Annotated in this window: 19 protein-coding genes; 15 read left to right on the top strand and 4 right to left on the bottom strand. The window is 46.2% G+C overall.

The window, feature by feature from the left end; translation table 11 throughout:
- The first annotated feature begins 48 nt into the window (after positions 1-48).
- The 3 genes from NYE54_RS19285 (at position 49) to NYE54_RS19275 (ending at position 6,605) form a co-directional block, all read left to right on the top strand.
- A complete protein-coding gene (locus NYE54_RS19285) occupies positions 49-4,491 on the top strand; it encodes an S-layer homology domain-containing protein (protein ID WP_339265440.1) in 4,443 nt (1,480 codons plus the stop codon).
- 198 nt (positions 4,492-4,689) lie between these two features.
- Positions 4,690-5,511 carry a GNAT family N-acetyltransferase gene (locus NYE54_RS19280; RefSeq protein ID WP_339265438.1) on the top strand — a complete coding sequence of 274 codons (822 nt, stop codon included), beginning with the start codon at positions 4,690-4,692 and terminating at the stop codon, positions 5,509-5,511.
- Between the two features lie 149 nt (positions 5,512-5,660).
- Positions 5,661-6,605, top strand: coding sequence for a copper amine oxidase N-terminal domain-containing protein (locus NYE54_RS19275; RefSeq protein WP_339265436.1), 945 nt, complete (start codon positions 5,661-5,663; stop codon positions 6,603-6,605).
- A gap of 409 nt (positions 6,606-7,014) precedes the next feature.
- Here the strand turns inward: NYE54_RS19275 and NYE54_RS19270 are convergent, their stop codons facing one another.
- The 3 genes from NYE54_RS19270 to NYE54_RS19260 are packed head-to-tail and all read right to left on the bottom strand — an operon-like array spanning position 7,015 to position 9,430.
- Positions 7,015-7,746 carry an ABC transporter permease gene (locus NYE54_RS19270; protein ID WP_339265434.1) on the bottom strand — a complete coding sequence of 244 codons (732 nt, stop codon included), beginning with the start codon at positions 7,744-7,746 and terminating at the stop codon, positions 7,015-7,017.
- Positions 7,747-7,757: 11 nt separating this feature from the next.
- Positions 7,758-8,510, bottom strand: a complete 753-nt coding sequence (locus NYE54_RS19265; RefSeq protein WP_339273567.1) for an ABC transporter permease — start codon at positions 8,508-8,510, stop codon at positions 7,758-7,760.
- Positions 8,507-9,430 carry an ABC transporter ATP-binding protein gene (locus NYE54_RS19260; protein WP_339265432.1) on the bottom strand — a complete coding sequence of 308 codons (924 nt, stop codon included), beginning with the start codon at positions 9,428-9,430 and terminating at the stop codon, positions 8,507-8,509. Before NYE54_RS19260 ends, NYE54_RS19265 begins: the two co-directional genes overlap by 4 nt.
- A gap of 152 nt (positions 9,431-9,582) precedes the next feature.
- On the opposite strand from NYE54_RS19260, the gene NYE54_RS19255 reads away from it, so the two are divergent.
- Entirely contained in the window at positions 9,583-10,296 is a 714-nt protein-coding gene (locus tag NYE54_RS19255) for a response regulator transcription factor (RefSeq protein ID WP_215162392.1), read from the top strand.
- The gene (locus NYE54_RS19250) at positions 10,296-11,684 is read left to right on the top strand and encodes a HAMP domain-containing sensor histidine kinase (protein ID WP_339265428.1); all 1,389 of its coding nucleotides are present in this window, start codon (positions 10,296-10,298) and stop codon (positions 11,682-11,684) included. Before NYE54_RS19255 ends, NYE54_RS19250 begins: the two co-directional genes overlap by 1 nt.
- Positions 11,685-11,860: 176 nt before the next feature.
- Here the strand turns inward: NYE54_RS19250 and NYE54_RS19245 are convergent, their stop codons facing one another.
- Entirely contained in the window at positions 11,861-12,733 is an 873-nt protein-coding gene (locus NYE54_RS19245; protein ID WP_339265426.1) for an AraC family transcriptional regulator, read from the bottom strand.
- Between the two features lie 245 nt (positions 12,734-12,978).
- On the opposite strand from NYE54_RS19245, the gene NYE54_RS19240 reads away from it, so the two are divergent.
- From NYE54_RS19240 to NYE54_RS19195, 10 genes are all read left to right on the top strand, one after another.
- The gene (locus tag NYE54_RS19240) at positions 12,979-14,352 is read left to right on the top strand and encodes an extracellular solute-binding protein (RefSeq protein WP_339265424.1); all 1,374 of its coding nucleotides are present in this window, start codon (positions 12,979-12,981) and stop codon (positions 14,350-14,352) included.
- Positions 14,353-14,649: 297 nt separating this feature from the next.
- Positions 14,650-16,923, top strand: a complete 2,274-nt coding sequence (locus NYE54_RS19235; RefSeq protein ID WP_339265423.1) for a hypothetical protein — start codon at positions 14,650-14,652, stop codon at positions 16,921-16,923.
- 188 nt (positions 16,924-17,111) lie between these two features.
- Complete coding sequence (locus NYE54_RS19230) at positions 17,112-17,711, top strand: short chain dehydrogenase (RefSeq protein ID WP_339265421.1); 600 nt, start codon at positions 17,112-17,114, stop codon at positions 17,709-17,711.
- A gap of 355 nt (positions 17,712-18,066) precedes the next feature.
- Positions 18,067-18,936, top strand: a complete 870-nt coding sequence (locus tag NYE54_RS19225) for a hypothetical protein (RefSeq protein WP_339265419.1) — start codon at positions 18,067-18,069, stop codon at positions 18,934-18,936.
- Between the two features lie 214 nt (positions 18,937-19,150).
- Positions 19,151-20,179 (top strand): alpha/beta hydrolase, encoded by a 1,029-nt coding sequence (locus tag NYE54_RS19220; protein WP_339265418.1) that lies wholly within the window; start codon positions 19,151-19,153, stop codon positions 20,177-20,179.
- 93 nt (positions 20,180-20,272) lie between these two features.
- Entirely contained in the window at positions 20,273-20,746 is a 474-nt protein-coding gene (locus tag NYE54_RS19215; RefSeq protein ID WP_339265416.1) for a heme-binding protein, read from the top strand.
- A gap of 274 nt (positions 20,747-21,020) precedes the next feature.
- Positions 21,021-21,809: a DeoR/GlpR family DNA-binding transcription regulator gene (locus NYE54_RS19210; RefSeq protein ID WP_339265414.1), complete on the top strand. Its 789-nt coding sequence runs from the start codon at positions 21,021-21,023 to the stop codon at positions 21,807-21,809.
- Positions 21,806-22,957 carry an N-acetylglucosamine-6-phosphate deacetylase gene (nagA, locus tag NYE54_RS19205; RefSeq protein WP_339265412.1) on the top strand — a complete coding sequence of 384 codons (1,152 nt, stop codon included), beginning with the start codon at positions 21,806-21,808 and terminating at the stop codon, positions 22,955-22,957. The genes NYE54_RS19210 and nagA overlap by 4 nt, the downstream gene beginning before the upstream one ends.
- Positions 22,958-23,102: 145 nt before the next feature.
- Positions 23,103-23,807: a hypothetical protein gene (locus tag NYE54_RS19200; RefSeq protein ID WP_339265410.1), complete on the top strand. Its 705-nt coding sequence runs from the start codon at positions 23,103-23,105 to the stop codon at positions 23,805-23,807.
- Positions 23,808-23,818: 11 nt separating this feature from the next.
- A complete protein-coding gene (locus tag NYE54_RS19195) occupies positions 23,819-24,511 on the top strand; it encodes a CD3324 family protein (protein WP_339265409.1) in 693 nt (230 codons plus the stop codon).
- Positions 24,512-24,757: the final 246 nt, after the last annotated feature.

The raw sequence follows: 24,757 nt of genomic DNA, 5'->3' as shown, positions 1-24,757 counted from the left end.
TATAATGTTCATCGTGACAACTGAATAACGAAAGGAAGAAAAGATCAGATGAGACGCATCTTCTGTATTTCGATGGCATTATTTCTCGTGATAGGCATCATCCCGTTTCAAGCATTCGCTTCGAATGATGCAATGTCCGGTGACGGGACGGCGAACAATCCTTACGTCATTACAACGTTAAATCAATTAAACGCCGTGCGTAATGATTTGAATGCTCATTACAAGCTCGGAGCGGATATCGATGCTTCGGAGACAGCAAATTGGAGTAACGGGGCTGGCTTTATGCCTATAGGCAACGACGGAAACGGGAATAGCCCGTTCACCGGTGTCTTTGATGGAGCTGGACATGTCATCCGCAATCTGACCATTCATCAGCCCAAGATTGACATTGTCGGCCTATTCGGGATGGTAGGCTCCAACGGGGTGATAGACCATATCGCTCTCGAAGGAGGTTCGATCATCGGAAACAACCATGTAGGCGGGCTTGCAGGGCGTAACACTGGAACGATTGAGCAGTCCTACGTTACCGGAACGGTTAGAAGCCAGATGGCCACCGTCGGAGGGTTGGTCGGATACAATGGCATTCACGGTAAAATAACCTCCTCTTACTCTACGAGTCCCGTCATCGGTACCAATTATGTCGGTGGCTTGGCAGGGCGTAATGACGGGACGGTGAGTGACTCCTATGCTGCCGGTACGATCAGTGGCACCTCTATAGTCGGAGGGTTAGTAGGGGATAATGAAGGTGGGGAAATACTCCGGTCATACGCCACGGGTGCCGTCAGCGGGAGCGCTGAACATGTCGGCGGCCTGGTCGGTTATAATATTTCTGCTCTCATTAGTCAGTCATACGCCACGGGAGCTGTACATGGCGGGAGTGCTGTCGGCGGTCTTGTGGGCAGCACGGACCACGGATCGATCATTCAGTCATACGCCACTGGCAGCGTCAGCGGGCGCGATCATATTGTGGGTGGTCTGGTTGGGAGTAATAGCGGAACTTTTAGCGACAGTTTCTGGGATGCCGAAACGGTCGGCTTGGATAACGCCTGCGGATACGATACATACGGATCTTGTAAAGCGACCGGCCTCACTACCGCACATGCACTAACCCCATCGAGTTACTCGGGCTGGGATTTCAACAATGACTGGTTTATGGTCGAAGACTCGACACGACCATTCCTTCGCTCCGAATGGTCGGCCGCAATTGGGAACTCGCATCAACTGCAACTGATGGCCATGGATCTGTCAGCGAATTACACACTGGCGCAGGGTATTGATTTCGACACAACGTTCACTGACAACAGTCGCTCCGATATGTGGGCGACGAGTATAGGGAACGGTTTCGGCTTTGAACCAATCGGTAATGACAGCACTCCGTTCACAGGTACGCTCGACGGCCAAGGATATGATATTACGGGCCTTTATATCAACAGGAGCAGTTTGTTGAGTGTCGGTATGTTCGGTCATATTTCTGGCGGTGAGGTTCGAGACGTTCATTTAAAGAACGGAGATGTCACCGGTGGCTTTCAGACAGGCATGCTGTCGGGACAGAACGGCTCCAGCAGTCAGATTATGAAGGTCCATGTTTCAGGGAATGTTACCGGAGCAGACAAGACGGGTGGTCTGATCGGGAATAACGACGGAATGATCGGCAGTTCTAGTTCGACTGCGACGGTCAATGGAATGAACGAAGTCGGTGGACTGGTCGGAAGGAACAGCATAGGGAGTGTTACTGAGGCTGTGTATGCTACCGGGAGCGTTAGCGGAAACAGCCATATCGGTGGATTGATCGGCTTGAATGCGGGTCTGGCAAATAAGGCGTACGCAACGGGTCAAGTTGATGGTCAATTCAATGTCGGCGGGTTGGTCGGACTCCTTGATATGAATAGCCAAGTTAACCTATCCTTCGCCGCTGGGACTGTTACCGGAATGGATTTTGTCGGAGGCCTCGTGGGGCGGAATGAGAGCGGTAAGGTCAATGATTCGTACGCAATCGGTTCCGCTTCCGGTCGTTCCGATGTTGGCGGACTCGTGGGAAGGAATATCGGTGACATCAGGACCACTTATGCCGTCGGCGGTGTAACCGGCAGCGGCGAAGTCGGCGGGTTGGTCGGACGGGAGTTCGGCACGGTTACAGCGAGCTTCTATAATAAGGAAACGACCGGACAATCTGATACTGGCAAAGGTGAACCGCGGGTGACGTCGGAAATGAAACAGCATGCACTCTTCGGTACCGAGTGGGACTTCAGCGGAATATGGGTGTTACAGGAGGGAGCCATGTTTCCTGTTCTACAAGGAATTGCAGCGAACCTGGAATGGGACGCTGCTCCACCAACCGTCACCAGTGCGAAGATCAAACGTGAGCATCCGAATAACGTCATCGTGACCTTTGATGAAGAAGTCACCCTCACTGACGCCGGAGGTATTACAATTACAGCGGACGGGAGGCCTGCTACTATTACTCGGGTGAGCGGATCGGGAACTCATACGCTTGTCTTTAATGTAGATAAAGCATTTGAAGAAGATCAACAGGTTCTCCTATCCTACGATAAACAATCCGGAAATATTTCCGACCACGCAAACAATGCGTTGCTCAGTTTAACGGATCGAATCATCGACAATCTGACTCTTCCCGTTGACCATACACCGCCATCCATCTCCATTACGATGACCACGGCGGATGGAATGGAATATGTTGATCGCACGTGGAGCAATCAAACGGTTAACGTAAGTGCAGAAGCATCTGACGAGTCTGGCGTCACTTCATTTACGTATTCGCTAAATGACGGAGTGTCGTGGAGTTCTTATTTATCAGATATCGTCCTTCGTGATGAAGGTGTTCATACAATTTCGTTCAAGGCCGTCGATACAGCGGGCAATGAATCGATTGAACGACGTACAGTCTGCATCAGCACAACGGGTATAACTTTGACGCCTACACTAGTGAAGGCGGATGGAAGTGAATATACGAGCGGCGAATGGGCTAGGTCGAGCGTAACCTTGAGCGTCTATGCCGAATCGAGAGTCAGCGAGATCACTAATCTGACCTACACCCTGAATGGGGGGCCTTCACAAGCCTACGAGAACAAGGCCCTCATTGAAATATCGAGCGAAGGCGAAAATAACATTCGTTTTGAGGCGTCCAATCAAGCGGGCAATACGTTATTCCTGGACATCACGGTGAAGATCGACAATACGCCGCCATCGATTACGATTCACCCTAATGGAAGTGAAATGCAGGCAACATCGGCAACACCGAGGGTAACGGTCATTGATTCAGGAAGCAGCATAGATAAAGCCTCGCTGGAGTTTCATTGGACGACCGATTCGTCCATGCCAGCTACAGGCTGGAGACCATTTGTGAACGAGGCTACGCTTATGAAAAGTGGTGTTGACGGTGATTGGTACTTGCATGTAAGAGCACAGGACCAAACAGGTAATGCGGTTAACGTCACGTCCAGCCGATATCGTTTGATAACCCAGCCGACGAGTGAAGCAAGCGATGCAAATCTCACTAACGGTAGCCATATATATTCACTGCCGAGCAACACCTTTCTTGTAGGCTTGGAAGGGAGAACCATTGCTTTTGAGGGGGGACAGATTCTCATTCCTGCTAAAGCACTGAAGAGGCCATTTTATTTATCCATAAATCTAACACTTCCAGATGATGATTTTCTCCTATCCGAAGGAGAACGATTAATTAGTAAAATCGTAGAGTTTAAAAAAGATGTATCCGGAAAATTCGATACAGAGGTAACCATCCGCTTGAAATTTGACGCCAACGCCATACAAAAAGGCCGTCATGTGCTCCAACTCCGTCAGTTTAACGAAGATACGAAGGAATGGTTAGCGCTGGATAACGTCAACATTGACTGGGATGAGGGGATTATAAGTGGTACAACCGACCACTTTACTTCATTTGCGATTTTCGCGAGAACGATGGTGCCAGCTGAAATCGGTGTTACGTTTACCGATGTGAAGGGTCATTGGGCACAAAAGAACATTGAGAAACTCGCAGGAAAAGGCGTTGTGAACGGTTATACAGACGGAAGTTTCAGACCTGATCGTACGATTAGCCGAGCAGAATTAGCAGCAATCCTGGTTCATGCATTGGGGCTCACTAGTAAAGGTAATAAGGAATTCGCCGATACAACGAATCATTGGGCGAGGGAAGCCATTTCAACAGCGTATTATTACGGAATCATTCAAGGATACGATTCGGTTACCTTTGGCCCCGACGATTTCATAACGCGCGAAGAAATGGCACAAATGGTGGTTCAAGCTTTTCAATTGGACCATGCGCGTACCAACAAAATCTTTACCGATCAGGATAAAATTGCAGCTTGGGCACAGGAAGCGATGATGATTGCAGTAGATCATGGAATCATGAAGGGTTATCCAAACGACATGATAAAACCCAAATCTCATGCTAGCCGTGCAGAAGCGATTACCGTGATTTGGCGCGCCATGGAGACAAAAGGCTTGGATTAACGAGTGTCTAATAAGGGAAGGACTTGCTGGCATTTAGCCACAAGTCCTTTTTTCTTTGTGTAGTCAAATGAATGCCCTCACATCATGTGAGTATGGTAAAGTAGAACTTAACGGACAGATGATGTTCGTCTCCCGGCTAGGTGTTTCGAATTTTTATAGCTTTAGTTTTATTGATGCGACAGTTAAAAGGAGAAAAATATGTTAACGACACAGCAACTACAAGACATTGAACAATTGCAAAAAGAGTGTGAAATTCATGATCATGTACAACTGAAGCTTAACTGGGAAATGCTAAGAGATCGCCAAACGGAGCCGCTTGATTTTTTTCATTATGAAAACGGCGAACTTATAGCGTTTTTAGGACTGTATGCTTTTGGTTCTACTGTCGAGGTATGCGGCATGGTAAAACCAAATGAACGTCGAAAGGGGCATTTCGGGCGGTTGTTTCACCTGGCAATGGAAAAAGTAAACTCAAATGGATACAAGAAAATCTTGTTGAACGCGCCTGCGGGATCCGATGCGGCAGCATTCTTTTTGAATAAACAAGGTGCCGAGTATGCATTCTCGGAACATCAAATGGAATGGCGACATACGCCTCTGGAGGAGACGGACGATATTCTTCTGAGACAGGCAACTGAAGAGGATTTCGAAATGAGGGTTCGTTTGTCCGTAACGGCGTTCGGATTGGACGAAGATGACGCCAGATCGATGGAAAGCCACCGTTTCGCGGATCATACGGATATGCTCATGATAGACGTAAACGAAGAAACGGTTGGGAAACTTCGGGTAAGTCGTGAAGAGGGGCAGGCGTGGATCTATGGTTTCTCCATTTTGCCGGAATATCAGGGCAGAGGTATAGGCAGAAAAGTGCTTCGTCAAGTCGTTAAAGAGCAAAGCTCTGCCGGATTTACGGTACACTTAGAAGTCGAAACGAGAAACGACCATGCTCTTAGATTATACGAGTCGGTTGGATTCAAATCAGTGCATGTACAAGATTATTATAAATATGAATGCAGATGAAAAAAATCGATATATGTGCAAGAAAAGTCGCCATTTGGGCGACTTTTTCATTCTAACCCGATAATTCTATCAAACGAACATCTATTGGAGTCGATTTATTCTGCCGATAATGAAGGAGCATATATTCTTTATCATTTGGAGGAATTATCATGAAAAAAACAGTCATCCTGCTCACCAGTGCGGCACTCATGTTTGCGACCACCGCAGGCACAATTTCAGCCAAACCGGGCAACACCCCACCTGGCAAGACAAGTAACGAGGCTTCTCCAAAAGGACCAAAAGAAAAAGAAACTCAAAATGAAGAGCAACAAACCGAGAAAGTCGAGTCATCTGATGACATGGTCAGCAAAGAAGAAGATCAAGTTGAGGATCCATCACCCTCAGAAACTGAGAATGCAAACGACAACTCCGCCGGAAAAGCGGATTCCAAGGACAGAGGACATAAAGGATACAAAGGTTTGCTAAATGCTATTCAAAACGTAGAGGATAAACCGGCAGGCGCCGTTATAGCAAATATTTTGCTTACCGAATATGCGGCCAAGCTGACGGACGAACAACAAAAACAACTTGAAGCCATTATTGACAAAGACAAGGCATTAGAAGCGGCAGCGGGCATGCTTGAAACAAACGGCAGCGTGACAGACGCTGTGTATCTGCAAGAAGAAGCCATTCAAGCAAATTTCAAAAATCTGGATTTATACAAAACCATGGGTAAGCTCAACGAAAAGGCGGGTAAAAAGAATGGGGTTAAGCTGTATGTGAACGGCGAAGCTTCTGACGCCGAACCTTTTGTCAAAAAAGGCAACACATATGTTCCTTTTCGCGCTATAGCCGAGGCTTTGGAAGCCGAGGTAATCTGGAATTCTGAAAAAGGTTCCATCACCGTCACGAAGGACGGGGTGAGCATTCAACTCCTGGTTGGCAGTAAAACAGCGACCGTTAATGGTAAGAAGGTCTCGTTGGATGCCCCAGCTACCGTTACCAAGGGCAATACGTATGTACCCGTACGCTTTATAAGTGAGGCATTGAATGCAACGGTCAAGTGGGAATCAGAAAGTCAGACCGTTGTTGTTTATGAAGAGGAAGCAAAATAGGTAAATTTCTTAGCCGCTGATTTAGAATGAGATCAGCGGCTTTTTGTATTAATAATGTCTTCGTTAAGAAGGGCATTTCGTCTACCGTAACTTCTTCCCAGTAAGTTACACCTCGAATGATTGAGACATACAGCCTCAAATAAGCTCCGTTTGGAATCGGTTTGCTGGTAGAGAAGGATAATTCCTTCGCTTTCCCTTCCTTGGTATATCCAACCATTACATAAATATATGAGTCATTATTCCCTATGCTGTGGAAAGCGCGATCCACGATAGTATAGTAGATGTTTCTACTCGTCAGATGATTTGAAGTCAATGGGACAGTTGACATAAAAATCACAAAAAGTGCAATTCATAATGCGGGGATGGCAAATGCTCTTTTCATATTCAATGCTCCTTTTTCTTTATGAATTTAGGACGAAGCGACATCTTTATATTTCAAGCGGCGGATGGACCATGCTCCGAATAGTAGAATAAAGGTGCAGTTCATGAACATAAAGAAGAGGTTCTCCGCGGGGGTCAGTCCTTTTTGGCTCAGGACACCCATGCCTATGGTCAGCAGAGAGTAAGGAAACAGCATGCCAAAGTTCAGCACATACAAACCGAGTCCCAGAAAAACGGCGCAAAGGCTGATACCGATTGGCGTAGCGAAACTTCTGATCCTTATGGACAGTCCCAGCTGCAGTGCCGCAATGGAAATGGAAGCGAACCATCCGCGCAGGCTCCATACTACGGTTTCCATCGGGAACGGACTCGGAATGGAGAATAACCGCCCAGCTGCCCAATACATGAACATAAAGAAGGTCTGGGCGGCAAAGATCAGCATGCTGACAGTAAACAATTTGGCAACAAACAGGCTGGTGATGGACATTGGGGAGGCAAGAACCATATTCCAGTTACGATTTGCGTGTTCCAATCGGCATACGAAGGCACAGCAGATGGCAATCAGAATGGGCAGAAAAAACTCACCATAAAACAAACTGACTTGTGTCCACAGGCTGTACCACCCGTTCTGCAAGGTCGCTTGATTGAAATAAAAGTTAAAGCATCCGATCAGCAGGCTGATTACGGGCAGAATCGCCAGCACCAGGCCGATGCGGGAATGTCGAAGTTTGAGCCATTCGGCGGAAATGCTCCTTAGCATGGGGTTCCTCCTTAGATCTCTTGTTTTGAAGTGTGAATGATGCCTGCAAAATAGAAAACCGCAGCCAGAAGAATAGAAGTCATCAGCAATCCAGCAGGCAGCGTGCCGGATAGATATGAACCTGAAGTAGAGCTGTACACATAGGTAACTGGACTTAGATCCATGTAGTAGGACCAAACGAACAGGTGACGAATGCCGGACGGAAATAGCCCGGATGTCGTTCCAATAAAGCCGCCCAGCATGCCCAAACATAAGGAGAAAGCCTGATTCCGTACCGTAAGGGACAACCATTGCTGGAGAGCGATGATGACGAATGTTGTTACCATCGTTCCGATGGTAAATTGGACGAGCAGGGAAAGCGGTAAACTCCCGCCAATGCCTTTGGATTTGCCGAATCCCACGATGAAAACTGCCTGCGCCATAATACCGTAGAGGATCAGGCTGTTCGCACATATGTATTTTGCAGCGTAGACATGATTGCGACCTATATTGGTTGTCATTAACATTTTCCACGTGTTTCCCTTATGCTCCATGTCACAAATGCGGGAAACCACAATAGCTGAAATAATAGGAAGAAACAGACCGTTCATGGAAGAGATGCTGAAGATCAAGGCTTCCCAACTCGCATTAGCAGCGCTCCTTGAAATGGAAATACTCATGGACATGGATGCCCAGACCATCTCTGCAGCAAGAAACAGCGTAAGCATGACCCAGATCCGTTTGCGGCGAATTTTGAAATACTCCAGTGATAGAGCAATCATTATAGGCTCCGCTCCCTTCCGGTCAAATCAAGGAAAATGTCTTCCAGGCTCTTTTTATGCTCCTCAATCCGGATGACGGGAAGATCTTGTTCCACCAGCACCCGATTTATGCGTGAAACTTCCTCGTCCGGGAGATGTTCAAACACAAGCTGTTTCCCCTGGATTTTGGGTAAATATCCTTGGGTTAGCAGAATCTTCGCCGCTCTTGTCGGGTCCGTTGTCTTGAAACGAATGGTGGCTTTGTTGCTGGTTTGGAGGTTCTGCATCGTCCCCTGAAACAGCAGCTTACCGTCATTGATAATGCCTACGGATGTTGCAATCTGCTCTATCTCCGACAATAGATGGCTCGATAACACCACGGTAATCCCGTATTGTCCGGGGAGGGATTTGATTAACTCACGGATTTCGCCGATACCCGCAGGATCAAGGCCGTTCGTTGGCTCATCCAGAATCAGCAGGCTGGGAAAGGCGAGCAAAGCCATGGCAATGCCTAGCCGTTGTTTCATACCCAAAGAGTATTGGTCTGCCTTCTTATGCTTATGGTTTTCGAGTCTTACAATTCGGAGTACCTCGTCTATATTCTTGCTCGGGACGCTGCGGAGACGCTGCATGACCTTCAAATTCTCAAGTCCTGTCAGATGGCCGTAATATGACGGAGATTCGATCAGGGAACCGGTCTGGTTCAAAATGGACGGGCGATGATTGTCCAAGTCTTTGCCAAACACTTTGACCTTGCCTTCGGTAGGCTTAATGAGCCCGAGCAGCATCTTAAGCGTGGTTGTTTTGCCAGCTCCATTCGGGCCTAGGAAGCCGAAGATTTGTCCAGGTTGCACTGTTAGATTCACCTGGTTTACACGGTGTGTACCACTGTAAGTTTTGGACAGGTTATGGGTCTCCACGATGGGGGGCGACGTAATTAACATTGATTTCAACTCCATTTCATAAAGGTCTCTGTTGCTCACTATAGAACAGGATTCTTGCGCTCCGCTGAAGTTAACCTTACATTTACCTTAAATAGATTAGGAAAATATCGGCTGCATGCATTCGTCATGTATACTAAATTGGGTGATGTGAATTGGACTTGATAAAGAATAAAAAAATACTGATTGTTGACGACGAGCCTGAAATACGGGAGATGATTGAACGTTTCCTACGAAGAGAAGGCTTCTTCCGGATCTATACTGCCGGCAATTTCTCGAATGCCCTGTCTGTATGCAGATCGGAGAAGCCAGATGCGGCCATATTGGATATCATGCTGCCGGATGGAGACGGCTTTTCGCTACTTTCATCCATCCGGTCGTTTACGGACATGCCTGTACTGTTTTTGTCTGCGCGAGGTGAAGATGAAGATCGGCTGCTCGGGCTAGGCTTGGGCGCTGATGATTATATGGTCAAGCCCTTTTTGCCCAGAGAACTTATTCTCCGACTGATGGCTATTTTGAAGCGGGTATATGCCTCCAACATCGTAGAACGGTTACCTGTATTTCGGTTGGGTGCTCTAACGGTAGATTTGGATAGCGCTGTCGTACTAAGGGAGCACAAAGAATTCTCGTTGACTGCCAAGGAGCACTCCATACTGATGAAGCTGTATGAGAATCAGGGCCGGATCGTAACCAGTGACGCTTTATGCCAAGCCGTATGGGGTGATGAGATTTATGGTTATGAGAACACTTTGATGGTGCATGTTCGACGCATTCGGGAGAAAATCGAGGAAGATCCATCAAATCCGGTGTATTTGTTAACCGTGCGTGGACTCGGGTATAAACTCATGACACAGGAGTCCCGATAATGGATGGCGTTATCCGGATATTACGGCGGTTTGTCGGTTCGACGATTCTGGTTTCCTTTCTTCTGTTACTGTTCAATCTGGTACTACTCGGTTCATTGATTTTCCAGGAAAATCACAAAGGGCCTTCCCCTGAAGCAATTGTGCAGAAATTGGCCAACGAATTGGTTCTGCAACAGGGAAACTATGTGCTTGGCCATGAGGGGATTCAACTGCTGGATACGCACCAAACTTGGGCCATGTTGATGGATCGGGATGGGCAGGTACAGTGGAGCGAACGACTGCCTGAGGACATTCCAAGGTCCTATGATGTAACGGACGTAGCCAAGTTCTCCCGCTACTATCTAATGGAATACCCCGTATATGTATGGGAACGAGAAGATGGATTGCTGGTATTGGGATATTCTAAAAACACCTACGGAAAATATCAAATCGACTTCTTGGTCGAGTGGCTAAGGTCCCTACCTGTACGAATTTTGTTGTTACTGTTGTGCAATGTAGCCCTTGCACTGTTGGTTTCCGTGCTAATTGGAACGCGGGTCATCCGGGGAATAAGGCCGTTGATTCATGGTATCCATGCTCTTTCCAAGGAAGAGCCGGTCCAGGTGGATACCGGGGGGATATTCAATGATGTGTCCCAAAGTATCAATTCGACCTCTCAGATGCTCCAAGAGAAGAATGATGCACTCAAAGCGAGGGACGTTGCGAGATCGAACTGGATCGCAGGCATCTCCCATGATATCCGGACACCGCTATCCATGATCCTGGGTTATGCGAGCGAGTTGGAGGACCAGCCGGAACTGTCTGCTGAGCATAAACAACAGGCTGCAATCATCCGTCGCCAGGGGGAACGCTTGCGATCTTTGGTGAGTGATCTGAATTTGGTATCGATGCTGGAATACGATATGCAGCCATTACAGTTGAAGTCGATCCGTCTCTCCGCGTTGGCCAGACAGGTCGTATCCGACTTTTTAAACAACGGCCTCGATGAGAGCTATGACATTTCTCTTCATGTGATGGACGAGAGTCTGATCGTGAGCGGGGATGAACGTCTATTGTATCGGGCGATAACGAACCTGGTACAGAACAGTATCAGGCATAATCCGGACGGATGTAAAATTGAATTGAAAACGGGTCCGGCAGACGGGGTGTTTTATAGCTTTGTGGTATCGGACAACGGAAAAGGCATCCCGAAAGAAGAACTAAAGGACGTGATTTTACTTCCCTATACTTCTGGACGAACACGCCCGAACCGACAAGGACATGGACTGGGATTACCCATGGTGGAGAGAATTGCCAAGGCTCATCAGGGAGAACTGATTCTGGAGAGTGATCGAGGGGAAGGACTTACAGCTGTTGTAAAACTGCCCGCTTCTAAGGTTGGAGAGTAAGCATTGTATCTAATTACTAACATATTCGTTAAAAAGCCGCGAATATCGCGCACATAGACGAACGGATGATCATTTAATGTGTTGGGTATCGTTTATTATTTTAAGCGTAGAGGGTATTAGAAGCAGGACGAGAGAAAGCAGCATGAGAGATTGACCCTCGTGCTGCTCTTCTCGTTCTAAGAGCCCTTCTTCTTAACGACAGGGATCCAAACTTCCATTTCATACATGCTGTTGCCTCTATCGTAAGTCATTTCAAACTCAGGACCATTTGCTGGTTCGTAATTGCAGGTTGGAAACCACTCTGCCCAAATGCGCTTCCATAAATCATGAATACCGCTTTGCCCGTCGGGGTATAGGCCGGTTGAGAATATCGCATAGGTTTGAGGTGGGATCGGGAGTCTTTCAAACTCTTCTGGCATGCCACTCTGGGGCATAAAGTAACCGATCATGTAGGAAAATTCCCCACCTTGCTTGTTGTATAGTATCCCATGGATCTGACCATTTTCCCCCAGACCCGCAGCTGTACGGATTCGATCAACGGTGCCGTCGGATATGCATTTAGTCCAAAAAGCAGGTATATCAATAAACGGATGATCGTCATCGCTATTCACCACAGTTGATACGCCGAACATCTCAAAATCCTGTTTTTCTTCCATTCTGTAATTCATCTCAACATCTCCTCGAATCGAAATATGAAAGGATAACCGAGGATAGGCCTTCAGGGTAACGCCTTTGTCGCGCGCTGACATTGGCATCACACCGTGCATTTTTTTAAACGCTCTAGAAAATGCCTCAGGCGATTCGTAACCATACTTTAAAGCGATGTCGATGACCTTTGTACCGCTCTGCTGCAGTTCAAATGCGGCAAGGGTCAGCCGTCTGCGCCTAATATACTCTGAAAGCGACACATTTGTTATGAATGGAAACATTCGTTGAAAATGGTATGTTGAGCAGCAGGCAATTCTAGCCACGATATCGTAATCAATCGTATCAGACAGGTGTGTTTCTACATATTCAATTGCGTTGTTCATACGATCCAGCCAATCCATACAGACCATCCTTTCAAGATTGAGTATAGGGGATGGTAACCAATGTAACCTAGCAATCCATGCACCGAAATATCATGTTCGAGATGATATGAATAAATCCTTTTTTGTTGATTGTTGATTCAACGATTATTTGCCCAGGTACAGTTTTCATGGGATTTAATTTTGCCAAACGAGTTGAAGAGTGAGTATACTATAAGAATGGATTGATGTAGCAAACCAGTTATGGTAAATAAAGGTGGACACATATGGCTAAATCCGACCGGTATACTTTTCAAAATAAAATGAAGCGCATGGTCACCGATCTGCGCCAAAAAATTAAAAGCGGCGCTTACGCTCAAGGCGATTATCTTCCGTCGGAAATGTCTCTGATCGAGCTGTACGGTCTAAGCAAAAATTCGGTCCGGCAAGCGCTGGATCAGCTGGTTCAGGAAGAATTGATCGTTAAAGTGCCCCGTGTGGGCACCCAAGTGGTTGCTTCTACCGGACAAGTCCGGAAGATTCGTTTCGGTATGTATCCTTCTCTATATGCAGAGGCGGAAATGGAGGCCCTACTTGCCCTGTTCCAGGAACGGCACCCGGATATTTTTGTAGAAATCGTGGACCTGCCGTATGAACATGCGGAAAGCATCGCGAACCTGATGCGACTTGGCATTGTGGACGTGTTGTCCGTCAACATGCAGGATATGATGCATTTCCAGGAGAGCGGAAGTACCGGTCTGTTTCTCCCACAGCAGCCCTATGCGTCAACCTACACTTTTTTGCATGCTCCGTTCGTGGATGCCGAAGGCAAGCTGGCGGCAAAGCCTTTCATTCATTCTCCCGTGATTTTAGCCTACAACAAGGAGCATCTTCGGGAAAAACGACAGTTTGAGCCGGACAGTGGTTGGAGCTGGGACGATCTTCAGCGAATGCTGAGGGAGCTGAAAAGCCCCGGACGTTACAGTCTGGCCCTGCAATTGTATTCGCTGAACCGATGGCCCATTTTCCTCATGCAGAATAGAGGCGATACGGAGATTGATTCGTCATGGAGCCGGGCGATCGAGGGTTTGTCCTGGCTCCGCAGGCTGATTCACGAGGACGGCATGTTCCCGTTGGCGCTGGCTCAAGGCGCTTTTGAAGCGGAGAATCTGTTCCGTGAGCAGAAGGTCTCCGTCATTTTGACGACGTATTATCTGCTCAACCAGCTGAAGGGAGCGTCCTTTACTTATGACGTGGCGCCTCTGCCGCATTTTGATAATGGAACAACACTGCTATTGGGCACCGGGATCGGGGTAAGCGCCCACTCCAAAGAGCAGGAGCTGGCCCAAAGCTTTGCCGATTTCCTGGCCTCTAACGAGGTGCAGGAATACATCCGCAGGCATTCGTACAGCCTACCAGCAAACCGCTATATTACTGAGAATGTGGATCCGGAGATGGAGGGACGGCCCTCCCGTCTCAACCTGCACCGAGAAATGGCTCATCTATATAAGACCTGCAAAGATATACGACTAAGTCTGGATGAGATGCTGCTGTTCCGCGAGCAGTTGAAGCAATACTTCTCTTATCTGATCGATGAGGAAGAGCTGATGTCCGGGCTGGGAAGTAAAACAACAAGAGACAAATGGATTCATAAGCTGTGACCACCGTGGTCACGGCTTTTTTTTACTTTCTCGAATTTACAAGTTTTCAATTGAGGCTGAACGATTCTATCATTCTAAGATAAATACCAGATAAGAACCAGTTGACACTATATAGGGTATATGCTAAATTCTTTGCGAGTATATGAACTACATAAATACCAGGACTTCATGATTCAACATTCTTAGTCGGGGAGGGATGCCGCGATCCTTACTTGGTAAAACGATCAAGTTTACCTGCACAGGTCGGACAGTTATTTGATTTACGGTACATTCCATAATAGAAATGAGGATGAATTAATGAACATAACCCACAGCAGGCTTCACGTGAAGAAGGCACTCCAACGCCTGTGTTTCGCGATTTGTGCCACGTTACTGACTGCGGTTTTCTTCCCCACAAGTGCCTCGGCGGACATTGGGAAAACTTACAGTAATCCTATCGATTTGGGATCTCCGATGCAAAGCGTTGCGATTTATGACGGGGCATTTGGAATTCAGGACGGGCGCGAGGTTATGTATACAACGGTATCCGGCAAGCCGGCTATCTTTCATGTCATTGATCTGAAAACCAAAGAAGTGCTGAGCACGCACCCGTTAACGGGATCCGAAAGCTCTTGGACGCATATTACGACCCCTGACGGGACGGTGTATATCGGGGGGAACGGCACACTGTACTCCTACTCTCCGGTGACTAAACAATTGAAAGTTCTGGGCGGGATCGGTGAGCAGGTCGTATATGGCTTGTCTCACGATGAGCAGGGCCGGGTCTACTTCGGTTCTTATCCCCATGCGAAAGCGGGCCGCTACGATCCCGCTACAAGGGAGATGAAGGACTACGGCATTGTAGGCACGGGCCAAAGCTACAGTCGTTCCACTGCGTATCATGATGGATACCTGTATGTCGGCATCGGGATAGAAGGCAGCATTGTGAAGGTCAATGTGGAGTCTGGCGAGAAGGAGACCATCCAGATTCCGAGCTACAACGGAGCGGTTGACATCGGCATGGTGAACCAGCTGGATGTCGCGGGCAAATATTTGGTTGCGGGCATCAGCAAAGGAAACAACGCGCTTTTGTTCTATGATCTGGATCTGCAAAAGTGGAGCGAGACATACCACTTGAACAATAAAGGCATTCGTCTCTCTTACGGACCGGAAGGCAGCAATAAAATCTATTTCGTGCAGAATAACCATTTGATGGAAGTGGATTTGAATACCCTTGCTGCTGTTGACACCGGTGTGGTGTACGGAACGTTCCTGCGCAATACGGCCTGGATTGAGGTTCCAAACGATCCGGATCTTCCAGGTGTTTCTCTTGCAACCGTTCAATTCGGCGGCAGCGTAGCCTTCATGAATCTTACGACCAAACAGGTCAAGGCGATTCCATATCCGGTGAAAGGCAACCCGATTCCTGTCCAGACGATGGAGAACGGTCCGGATGGACGTCTGTTCATTAGCGGATACCCTGGCGGAACAGGGTCTGCGTATTCGATTGAGACAGGAACATTCGAGACCTTCCCTATGGGTCAGTCGGAAGGGATGGTGTCCATGAACGGCAAGATGTATATGGGCGTTTATCCTGGGGCGGATATCTTTGAATACAATACGGAAAATCCGACACAGCGTAAGAGCCTGTTCAAAATTACCGGCCAGGATCGACCGTTCATCATGAGAGCCGCGGAGGACAAGCTGTTTATCGGTACCATTCCGGATTACGGCAAACTCGGTGGATCCCTAACCATTTATGATCCGGCCAACGGCAGCAATTATACCGACTACAAGAACGTCATCAACAATCAGTCGATTGTCGGCATTGCGGTGAAAGATGGCAAGGTCTATGGTTCCACCACCGTCGCTGGCGGACTGGGCATCACTCCTTCAGAACCGGCGGCCAAATTGTTTATCTGGGACATCGCGACCGGCAAAGTGGAGAAGGAATGGGTACCTTCCATTGAAGGCGCTTCTCCCACGCCTCATATCATCAGCGGTACGAGTTTTGGTCCGGACGGGCTGCTGTGGGCGGCTTTTGACGGAACGCTATTCGCTGTAGACCCGAACACCCAGGAAATTGTAAAAAGCAAAACGATTTACGAAGGTGTTGAGAAATACGGCAATTGGCGTCCGGTATATATTCGCTGGAGCGAGGAGGGCCTTATGTATCTGACGCTTGCCGGTCATGTCACCGTGGTCAATCCGGAAACGATGGATTACCAGACGCTGGCGGAATCCCAGCACGTGAATTTGGGACACGACGGCAACATTTACTACACGAACGATACGCATCTGATGAAGATTGAAGTGTCTGATGCGGCGGCACCGGATAGGCTGGGCTCCCTGATGGACGATATTCAGTCCTGGAAGTTGCAGGGTGATATCAGCCATCCGCTTAGCCAGCAGATCGGCAATGCTCTGAAACAAGCAGAGCTAAAGCATAAACAGGGCAAGAAGGATCAGGCCGTGAAGCATCTGAATGATGCGCTCAAGCATCTGAATAAAGCCAAAGCGGGAAGTGTTACGGAAGAAAAGCGTTCGGAAGTGGAGCAGCGCATACAAGCGGTCATTGGTGAATGGTCATGATTTTAGCAGAGAATCGGTTTAAGTAGATATTCTTTGCAGGAAAAACATCTACGAATAGAAAGTCGCCCATTGAGGCGACTTTTTATGTCTTACCGATGATGTGTTAATATAAATATGGTTTTTAAGATGCGCTGAATGGATATTTTCAAATGGTGCAAGGTTTTTTGTAGATGGAAAGGAGAGCAAACATGAAAATAATCATGGTTGGGGCAAGCGGTACGATTGGACAAGCAGTCGCCAAAGAACTAGGACAACATCATGAAATCATTCGCGCTGGAAGAAACGGAACAGACGTAATGGTTGATATTACATCGGTTGATAGCATCAAAAGCATGTATGAGCAAGTTGGGAAAGTGGATGCAGTCATTAGTGCAACAGGCGGCGCTCATTTTGCTTCTATTACCGAATTAACGCCTGAGTTAAACGAAATAGGGATTGAAAGTAAACTTAAAGGACAAATCAATTTAGTCCTTTTGGGAATGGACTACATTAATGACAGCGGAAGCTTTACTCTAACAACGGGCATCATGATGGATGATCCCATTCCTCAAGGTGCATCAGCAGCCATGGCTAATGGTGGTGTTAAAGCGTTCGTTAAGTCCGCCTCGATTGAAATGCCTAGGGGAATCCGTATAAATAGTGTTAGCCCTAATGTCTTACAAGAATCACTTGGAAAATATGGCGAGTTTTTTCCGGGCTTTGAAGCAGTTCCTGCTAGTCGCGTAGCCCTTGCTTTCAAAAAAAGCGTAGAAGGAGCACAAACCGGACAAAATTATGAAGTTTATTAATCACATATATTGAAAGCCGCGGAAATCGCGGCTTTTTTTGTTTTAACGATATCGATTAATCTTGGAAGACTAGGACTTCATGTTTTAAGCTCGAACCAGTTACTACCGAATGACCCAAAAGTCCCTCTTGCTGGGCCTACAAAAGAATGAAAGTTTGGGCTGTTTTGTATGACCAACCGAAGCACACCTTTCGGACGAATTCCGACAAAACTTTATAGACGAAAAGAATCATTTTTTCGGGAAGTTTGATGAAATGGGTGTACGCTGGGGGTTGGATATAATACGATCAGTCAAAGTGTTTTTGTACATAAACACGAATGAAATCGAATCATACCGATAAATGGAGGGAAACACTGTGAAATTATTAGGGACGATTATGATTATAATGGTGAGCATCTTCTTGCTCGGCATGGGTTGTACGGATCAGGAAAAGGAAGTGGAAACGACACTTGGACAATCCGAGCAAAAAGGCGACGATATACGCATACCGCACAATGAACGGCTTCATTTATCCACCGACAAGAAATGGATCGAGGAAGAAGGGCATCAGTCCGATCTGATTCGATTGCAATGGACGGCGGAAAGAGCCAAGCCGGCGATCGTCTGGGTTGACGAGAATGGCAAGGACAAGACGGCGATCATTTCCCATGACAAGGCAAACAATCCGGAGCAGCAGGATCATAAGCATATCTCGTTCGAGACGACTATGTCGCCGACTGGTCAATACCCCAACCAGTTGTTTACCCGGTTTGAAATTCCGTTTGACACCGACGTAAGCGAGATCCGTACGCATTCGTCCAATTTCAATGTCATGAGTGGTATTTTGCGGGTAGCCGGCGAAAGCGGGACGAACCGGGATATCCAGTTAAGTGCAGCCGGCAAGGATAATGAGACGACACCGAGATGGGCCGTACGGGCCGACAGTTTAGAGGAATCGGGTGACAATGTGGGAGCCAACCTGCAGTTCGTCCGTTATGGAGATGACGGCAAAGTGCTCGATTCCCCGCTCACCGTGCAGCGCAGTGACGGCAATATCGGAATTGGCACGAATGAACCCGACACCAAGCTCGATGTAAACGGGGATATGCTGCGTCTTCGCGAAAAGTATACGCCCGCTTCGTCCACTGCTGCATGCAGCCAAGGCCAGATCTCTTGGGACGACCAATATGTATATGTTTGCGTTGCCCAAAACAATTGGAAAAGGACCGAACTATCCTCCTGGTAGTTTCTGCGCCGCTGATCTGTATCAAGATCAGCGGCTTTTTTTGTTATTAGCTATGTTCTAATGCCGCTGCTTTCTTCGACTAGGGTCTAGGTCCAATTCAGTCTCAGGAAGGATTTGGAGTAAACGAGCCAAAGGTACAATGAGATGTAATGAAATCTACATTGGATCTTCCGCAATTTACTTCAAGCTTTAAGCTGAAAGGTGTCCCAAGACCATGAGAAAATTGAAAAAAATATTAAGAATCATCGGTATAACACTAATAGGGCTACTCATAACAGCCCTAATTTTTCCTACATGGACATCGTCCATCAAAGGTGAAAATAGTATTAGCATATTAGAACAAGTAGAGATCAATGGAAGCAAGCAAGAACTGATGATACGCGGCGATGACAAGAACAATCCCGTTATTTTATTTGTCCACGGAGGACCTGGAGCTCCGGAAATCCCTTATGCCGCGGCATATCAAGACTTGTTGGAAACCCGGTTTACGGTTGTTCATTACGACCAAAGAGCCAGCGGAAAATCCTATCGTTTTTTTGAGGATTACGCTAATCTTTCATCGGAGTTGCTGGTAAATGACTTATTGGCTTTAACGGATCACGTTTCGGAACGTATGGGCAAAGAAAAGATAATTCTCATTGGACATTCTTATGGTACGTATATTGCTGCACAGGCGGCCCATAAGGCTCCCGAAAAATATGAGGCTTATGTCGGGATTGGCCAGATGGGGGATACCTTAACAAGCGAGATGGACAGTTTGACTTACTTAATCAGCCAAGCTCATCAGGCCGGCAACGCGGAAGACGTCTTATATCTGCAAGGCCTAACCGATAAAATCAAAAAGGGCGAAATGTTCACTCCCCGAAATTATGTCATTCGATATGGCGGAGCTTCCAGACTTATTGACAGCCCCGACGGCAATAACCTTGGAATGCTATTAAGCAGCGAGTATAACTTAATGGACGTCATTCGATATAACGTCGGGATATCTTTTTCTCAAAAGGTTTTGTTGGAGGAGGTTATAGAACATCCGTTGCCAACGCTTGTAACGAAACTTGAACTACCGTGCTACTTTATCATGGGCGATTATGACTATATGACATCCTCCCATGCAGCAAAAGAATATTTCGATATGCTTGGAGCCGATCAGAAGGAGTTTATCGCGTTTGATCAATCTGCGCATTATCCGCACTTTGAAGAGAAGGAAAAGTTTTTTGAATGGGTATCCAAGACATTTCTTTAGCATTCATTCCGGAAGTACTGGTATTGGGCAATTCACCACTATAGGCATATGACAATATAATGCAGTATTTCTATTTAGTAAAGGGGAGCTATGATGTATAAACTCACTTTAACGACTGCGAAGAAGTTATTGGAAATTGCTGAACAGCGTGCCAGACAAATGGGACTTAACTCGGACATAGCGATCGTAGATGAGGGTACAAACCTAATGGCTTTCTATAGGATGGACAATGCCAAAATAGCAGGTATCGATATTGCCATAGGTAAGGCTTGGACCAGTGTAGCTTTGCAAATGCCAACAGCGAATTTAGCGCAATCTGCGCTTCCTGGTGGAGCAACCTTCGGAATTAATACAACGAATCAGGGGAAAGTCGTTATCCTCGGCGGAGGAATTCCTTTAGTTCATGAAGGAAGGATTGTCGGTGGCATTGGTGTAAGTGGAGGAACAAGCGCACAGGATATTGACGTTGCCAATGCAGCAGTGCAAGCGTTTGAAAATATGAGAAGTAATGATATCCAATATGCAAACGCACGGATTGGCACTGTAAATCAATCGTTTACTTATTAACGGCGCTCATGTTCGATTGTAAGGGCAGGCTGCTTCTGTGCAAGAAGCGGCCTGTCTTCATCCTATTTAAGAGTATAAATGGACTCACGGTACGATAGCCGGAATGGAAAATTTCGTAGGACTAACATATGTATACTTTTAAAACCTCGATAATCGTGGTTTTTTTGCTTTTGACAAGAATAATAATAAACTTACAAATACTTATTGTTTATTTCTAATTACTTATATATACTTATTAAAAGAATGAAAACACTTAAGCAAGGAGGGGGAAGAGATGTTCCAAGAGGAACGATTAGTAAACATCCTGGATTACTTAAAACAACATAAAACGATGAGTGTTGGAGAGATATGCTCGTTCTTTCAAGTGTCGCGGGATACCGCGCGCAGGGATATTGTCAAATTAGTTCAAGAAGGAGTTGTTGTTCGTACGCACGGAGGGGTAGCCTTGCCTGAACTGCAAAAGGAGCTTACTTCTTATCAGGAACGACTTATTGATGAGCCCACGAGCAAGAAGGTAATCGGCGAGCATGGCGCTAAACTGATTCGGGACCATGAGACTGTATTTTTGGACGTATCTACGACCGTACAATTTGTTGCGGAGCATATTCAAGCGAAACAGATAACAGCGGTTACACACTCCATAGATAATGTAGGAATACTCTCCAACCGAGAAGATCTGAGCATCTACGTGCTCGGCGGTTACCTGCATACCCAAAATCGATTATTATACGGTCCTTCCGTCATTGATAAGATCAGTGAAATTCGTGCTGACAAAGCGTTCATTGGTGCGACGGCAATCCAGCCAGACGGACTCTATTATCCATATGAAGAAGATGTCAGGGTCAAGAGAGAAATGGCCCGGCGCTCGGATCAGGTCATACTTGTTGCAGATCATACCAAATTCGCGGTGAAATCGAGGTTCAAGTTGGACTTTGATCACGTGGATATTATTGTAACTGATCAATCGATTCCCGTTGAAATACAGGAAATATTAGACCACAAAAATATTACACTTATAGAATGTCAGACCCATAACCAACAGGATGGAGTAGAGTCGAAATGAACAACCAAATCATTCAACATGTCAAAGTTCACCTTTCTCATCAAATCCTTCCTTCTGCAACCGTCTGGATTGCGAACGGGAAGTTGAAGCGAATAGAAGCGACGCAAGAACTGGAAACAATAGAAGCTGATGCTGAACTAATTGATGGCAAAGGAATGTGGCTCATACCCGGGATGATAGATGTTCATATTCATGGGGCCAATGGCTATGACATGATGGACGGAACCGAGGACAGCATTCAAGAAGTATCACGCGCTTGTGCTGCAACCGGATGCACTTCGTTTCTGGCGACTTCCGTGAGTTCAACGATAGAGGATCTGCTCAATATGATTCGCAGCGTAAAATCTGTAATCGGACGAGAACAAGGGGCAAAGATTGCCGGCATTCACTTGGAGGGACCTTATTTGAATCCGAAGCGAAAAGGGATGCAAAACGAGAAATATCTTCGCCACCCGAATCTGGAAGAAATAAAGTTAATTTTTCAAGAAGCGGGTTCGCTCATTAAAATGGTTACGATCGCACCAGAATTGCCTGGAGGCTTGGAACTCATATCCTATCTGAAAGAGCAGGATGTTGTGATTGCCGTAGCCCATTCCGATGCCACATACGAGGAAGCGAAGCTGGCTTTCGCAGCCGGTGCGAGTCATGTAACCCATTGTTTTAACGGCATGAGACCGATTCACCATCGAGACCCCGGACTGATTGTAGCCGCATTCGAAGAACCGCATGTCAGCCTGCAAGCGATTGTCGATCAAATCCATCTTCATCCCGCCATTGTCCGATTAATGCACCGTCTCAAAGGGCCTGAAGGCATGGTGCTGATTACAGATGCACTTCAGGCGATGGGATTAGGTGATGGCAATTATATGTTTGGTGGTCATCACGTTACCGTTTCCGAGGGGATTGCAAGGCTTGCGGATGGCACTTTAGCATCGAGCACGGTGACTATGAATGAAGCGTTACGTCTGACCGTGGCTAACGGAATTTCAATGGAGGATGCGGTGCACATGGCATCAACAACGCCGGCCCGTATTCTGGGTTTATCTCACAAAGGAAAAATCGAGGTAGGATACGATGCGGATCTCGTCCTGATGGACGAAAGGTATCAAGTGCAGTGGACGATGATTGAGGGTAAACTGTATTGTTAGAATAGAGGTAATCACAAGAGACTGGTGTAAAGTTGACTAAACCTATTCGTTGCCTATATCCGATACATGGCCAATGTTATCATTACCCCATATCAGGTGCGCAGCTGATGTGTATAACCATTGTTGATGTAAAGGAGATATGAAGATGAGTAAAGACAGTATAATTAAGTCCATGCTTTCGGATCAGGTAAGTATGACACCAAATGGATTTGTCGCAGATGAATTAAGCCCAAATCAGTTTGCAGATTGTTACGAGTTGTTTTTTGACAAAGTCTTGGAAATTAGTGCAGCGGATATAGCGGGAGTAGAAGGCTATGGTGAGTTCAACGAGGATTGCAAAACAGAGTATAGCACCTGCAGGCAATTTCTAATCGACACATTTGCAGAAGATAAAGAAGGATACTGGTATAATTGGAAGGAACTCTTTGATACAACGATTTTAGATCGTGACTTTGTCGAAAAATACTTGATGGAAATGGACACTAGAATTGATTATTGTGAAGGCAAACGTTATTTAGTTAATAATAACACGTTTTTTGAAATAATGATCACAGATGGAAAAACGACGGTCGGTTTCCCAGACTGGAGCAGATCCGGCATATGCGATTTCCTTTTAGATTTTGTCATTATGGACTTAAATAAGCCTTACTTAAACATTCCTGAATTGTTATTCGAGTATTGCAAAAAAAGGAACATTGTCATACCGGATTTTAAAGAACGATTTTTATGTATGGCGTATTACAAGGGAATCGATGTTTTGCGGTGGCATGCGTCGATCGATGACATAGAATCTTGCAATTCTATTATGAAATCTATCGGTCAACTGAAGGATCGAATATACGCCTTATAAAGGGTGATCCTATGAAATATGAAAATGCCAGCGATATCATACCTGAGAAGTTATTGAAAGAAATTCAGAAATACGCTGCTGGAAAACTTCTTTATATTCCTACTGGAGAGGAAAAAAGGGGTTGGGGCGAGAAGTCGGGTTACCGAAATCAATTACAAAGGCGTAATATTATGATTCGCAATAAGTATGCCAATGGGGTAACGGTTTCGGAACTTGCGGATGAGTATTTTTTATCTTTGGATTCCATTAAGAAAATCATTTATTCGAAGAAAAATGACCAACAATTCACTTATGCTCCAACTGTACGATCTGCTGTACAGTATGCGAATATCGGAATGCTCGAAGAATGGATTCATTGTTATATGCTCCACTCCCGAAATGCTGCTCCTAGTTTACATGATTTTATGAGAAAAGAGTATTTGTATTTCGGTGTTGTTAAATTTCCTTTGCGTCTCATCGAGCTTAATGGAATCATGCCTGGGAAAGACTGTACCGATGAAGCAGACTCAGCTACTCTTCCACCACTTCTTATTCAATATAAAGAAGGCAAATTTTATTGCATCGAACAGAAGAAAGTATTAGCTACACTAAAACAACGCAAAGTAAATGCTTATCCAACCATAATTGTACTGAAGGAAACAACGAATTATAAAAGGTTTATGAAACACTATGAAAATGTTTTATTTTATATTAATCAAGTATGACTTTGCTAAACGAGCCACCTCATTGTTAATGAGAGATTCATACGCGCAGCGTCAAACAACAGACAGCGGGGGCGTCCCAGGTCAAAGGACCTTTTGGGACACCCCTTTTTTGCGTTTAAAAAACTAAAAACAGCTTTTTCGTGCGTTTTGGAATGGCTGCAAGCTGTTCAACAACCCGCGATTACGCCCCTTGTATAATGAGTCTGGTTAAAACTGTCAATCGCCATTTGAAGCCGGAAGAAAAGA

It is taken from the genome of Paenibacillus sp. FSL K6-1330, assembly GCF_037976825.1.
GTDB lineage: Bacteria > Bacillota > Bacilli > Paenibacillales > Paenibacillaceae > Paenibacillus_AQ.
This window is presented reverse-complemented; position numbering and strand designations above follow the sequence as displayed.

Bases quoted from the DNA above. Each gene is read 5' to 3' on its own strand.
- NYE54_RS19245 (WP_339265426.1), bottom strand. From the start codon at position 12,733: ATGGATTGGCTGGATCGTATGAACAACGCAATTGAATATGTAGAAACA.
- NYE54_RS19235 (WP_339265423.1), top strand. From the start codon at position 14,650: ATGAACATAACCCACAGCAGGCTTCACGTGAAGAAGGCACTCCAACGC.
- NYE54_RS19195 (WP_339265409.1), top strand. From the start codon at position 23,819: ATGAAATATGAAAATGCCAGCGATATCATACCTGAGAAGTTATTGAAA.
- NYE54_RS19270 (WP_339265434.1), bottom strand. From the start codon at position 7,746: ATGCTAAGGAGCATTTCCGCCGAATGGCTCAAACTTCGACATTCCCGC.
- NYE54_RS19260 (WP_339265432.1), bottom strand. From the start codon at position 9,430: ATGTTAATTACGTCGCCCCCCATCGTGGAGACCCATAACCTGTCCAAA.
- NYE54_RS19220 (WP_339265418.1), top strand. From the start codon at position 19,151: ATGAGAAAATTGAAAAAAATATTAAGAATCATCGGTATAACACTAATA.
- NYE54_RS19230 (WP_339265421.1), top strand. From the start codon at position 17,112: ATGAAAATAATCATGGTTGGGGCAAGCGGTACGATTGGACAAGCAGTC.
- NYE54_RS19275 (WP_339265436.1), top strand. From the start codon at position 5,661: ATGAAAAAAACAGTCATCCTGCTCACCAGTGCGGCACTCATGTTTGCG.
- nagA (WP_339265412.1), top strand. From the start codon at position 21,806: ATGAACAACCAAATCATTCAACATGTCAAAGTTCACCTTTCTCATCAA.
- NYE54_RS19200 (WP_339265410.1), top strand. From the start codon at position 23,103: ATGAGTAAAGACAGTATAATTAAGTCCATGCTTTCGGATCAGGTAAGT.
- NYE54_RS19240 (WP_339265424.1), top strand. From the start codon at position 12,979: ATGGCTAAATCCGACCGGTATACTTTTCAAAATAAAATGAAGCGCATG.
- NYE54_RS19210 (WP_339265414.1), top strand. From the start codon at position 21,021: ATGTTCCAAGAGGAACGATTAGTAAACATCCTGGATTACTTAAAACAA.
- NYE54_RS19285 (WP_339265440.1), top strand. From the start codon at position 49: ATGAGACGCATCTTCTGTATTTCGATGGCATTATTTCTCGTGATAGGC.
- NYE54_RS19280 (WP_339265438.1), top strand. From the start codon at position 4,690: ATGTTAACGACACAGCAACTACAAGACATTGAACAATTGCAAAAAGAG.
- NYE54_RS19215 (WP_339265416.1), top strand. From the start codon at position 20,273: ATGTATAAACTCACTTTAACGACTGCGAAGAAGTTATTGGAAATTGCT.
- NYE54_RS19250 (WP_339265428.1), top strand. From the start codon at position 10,296: ATGGATGGCGTTATCCGGATATTACGGCGGTTTGTCGGTTCGACGATT.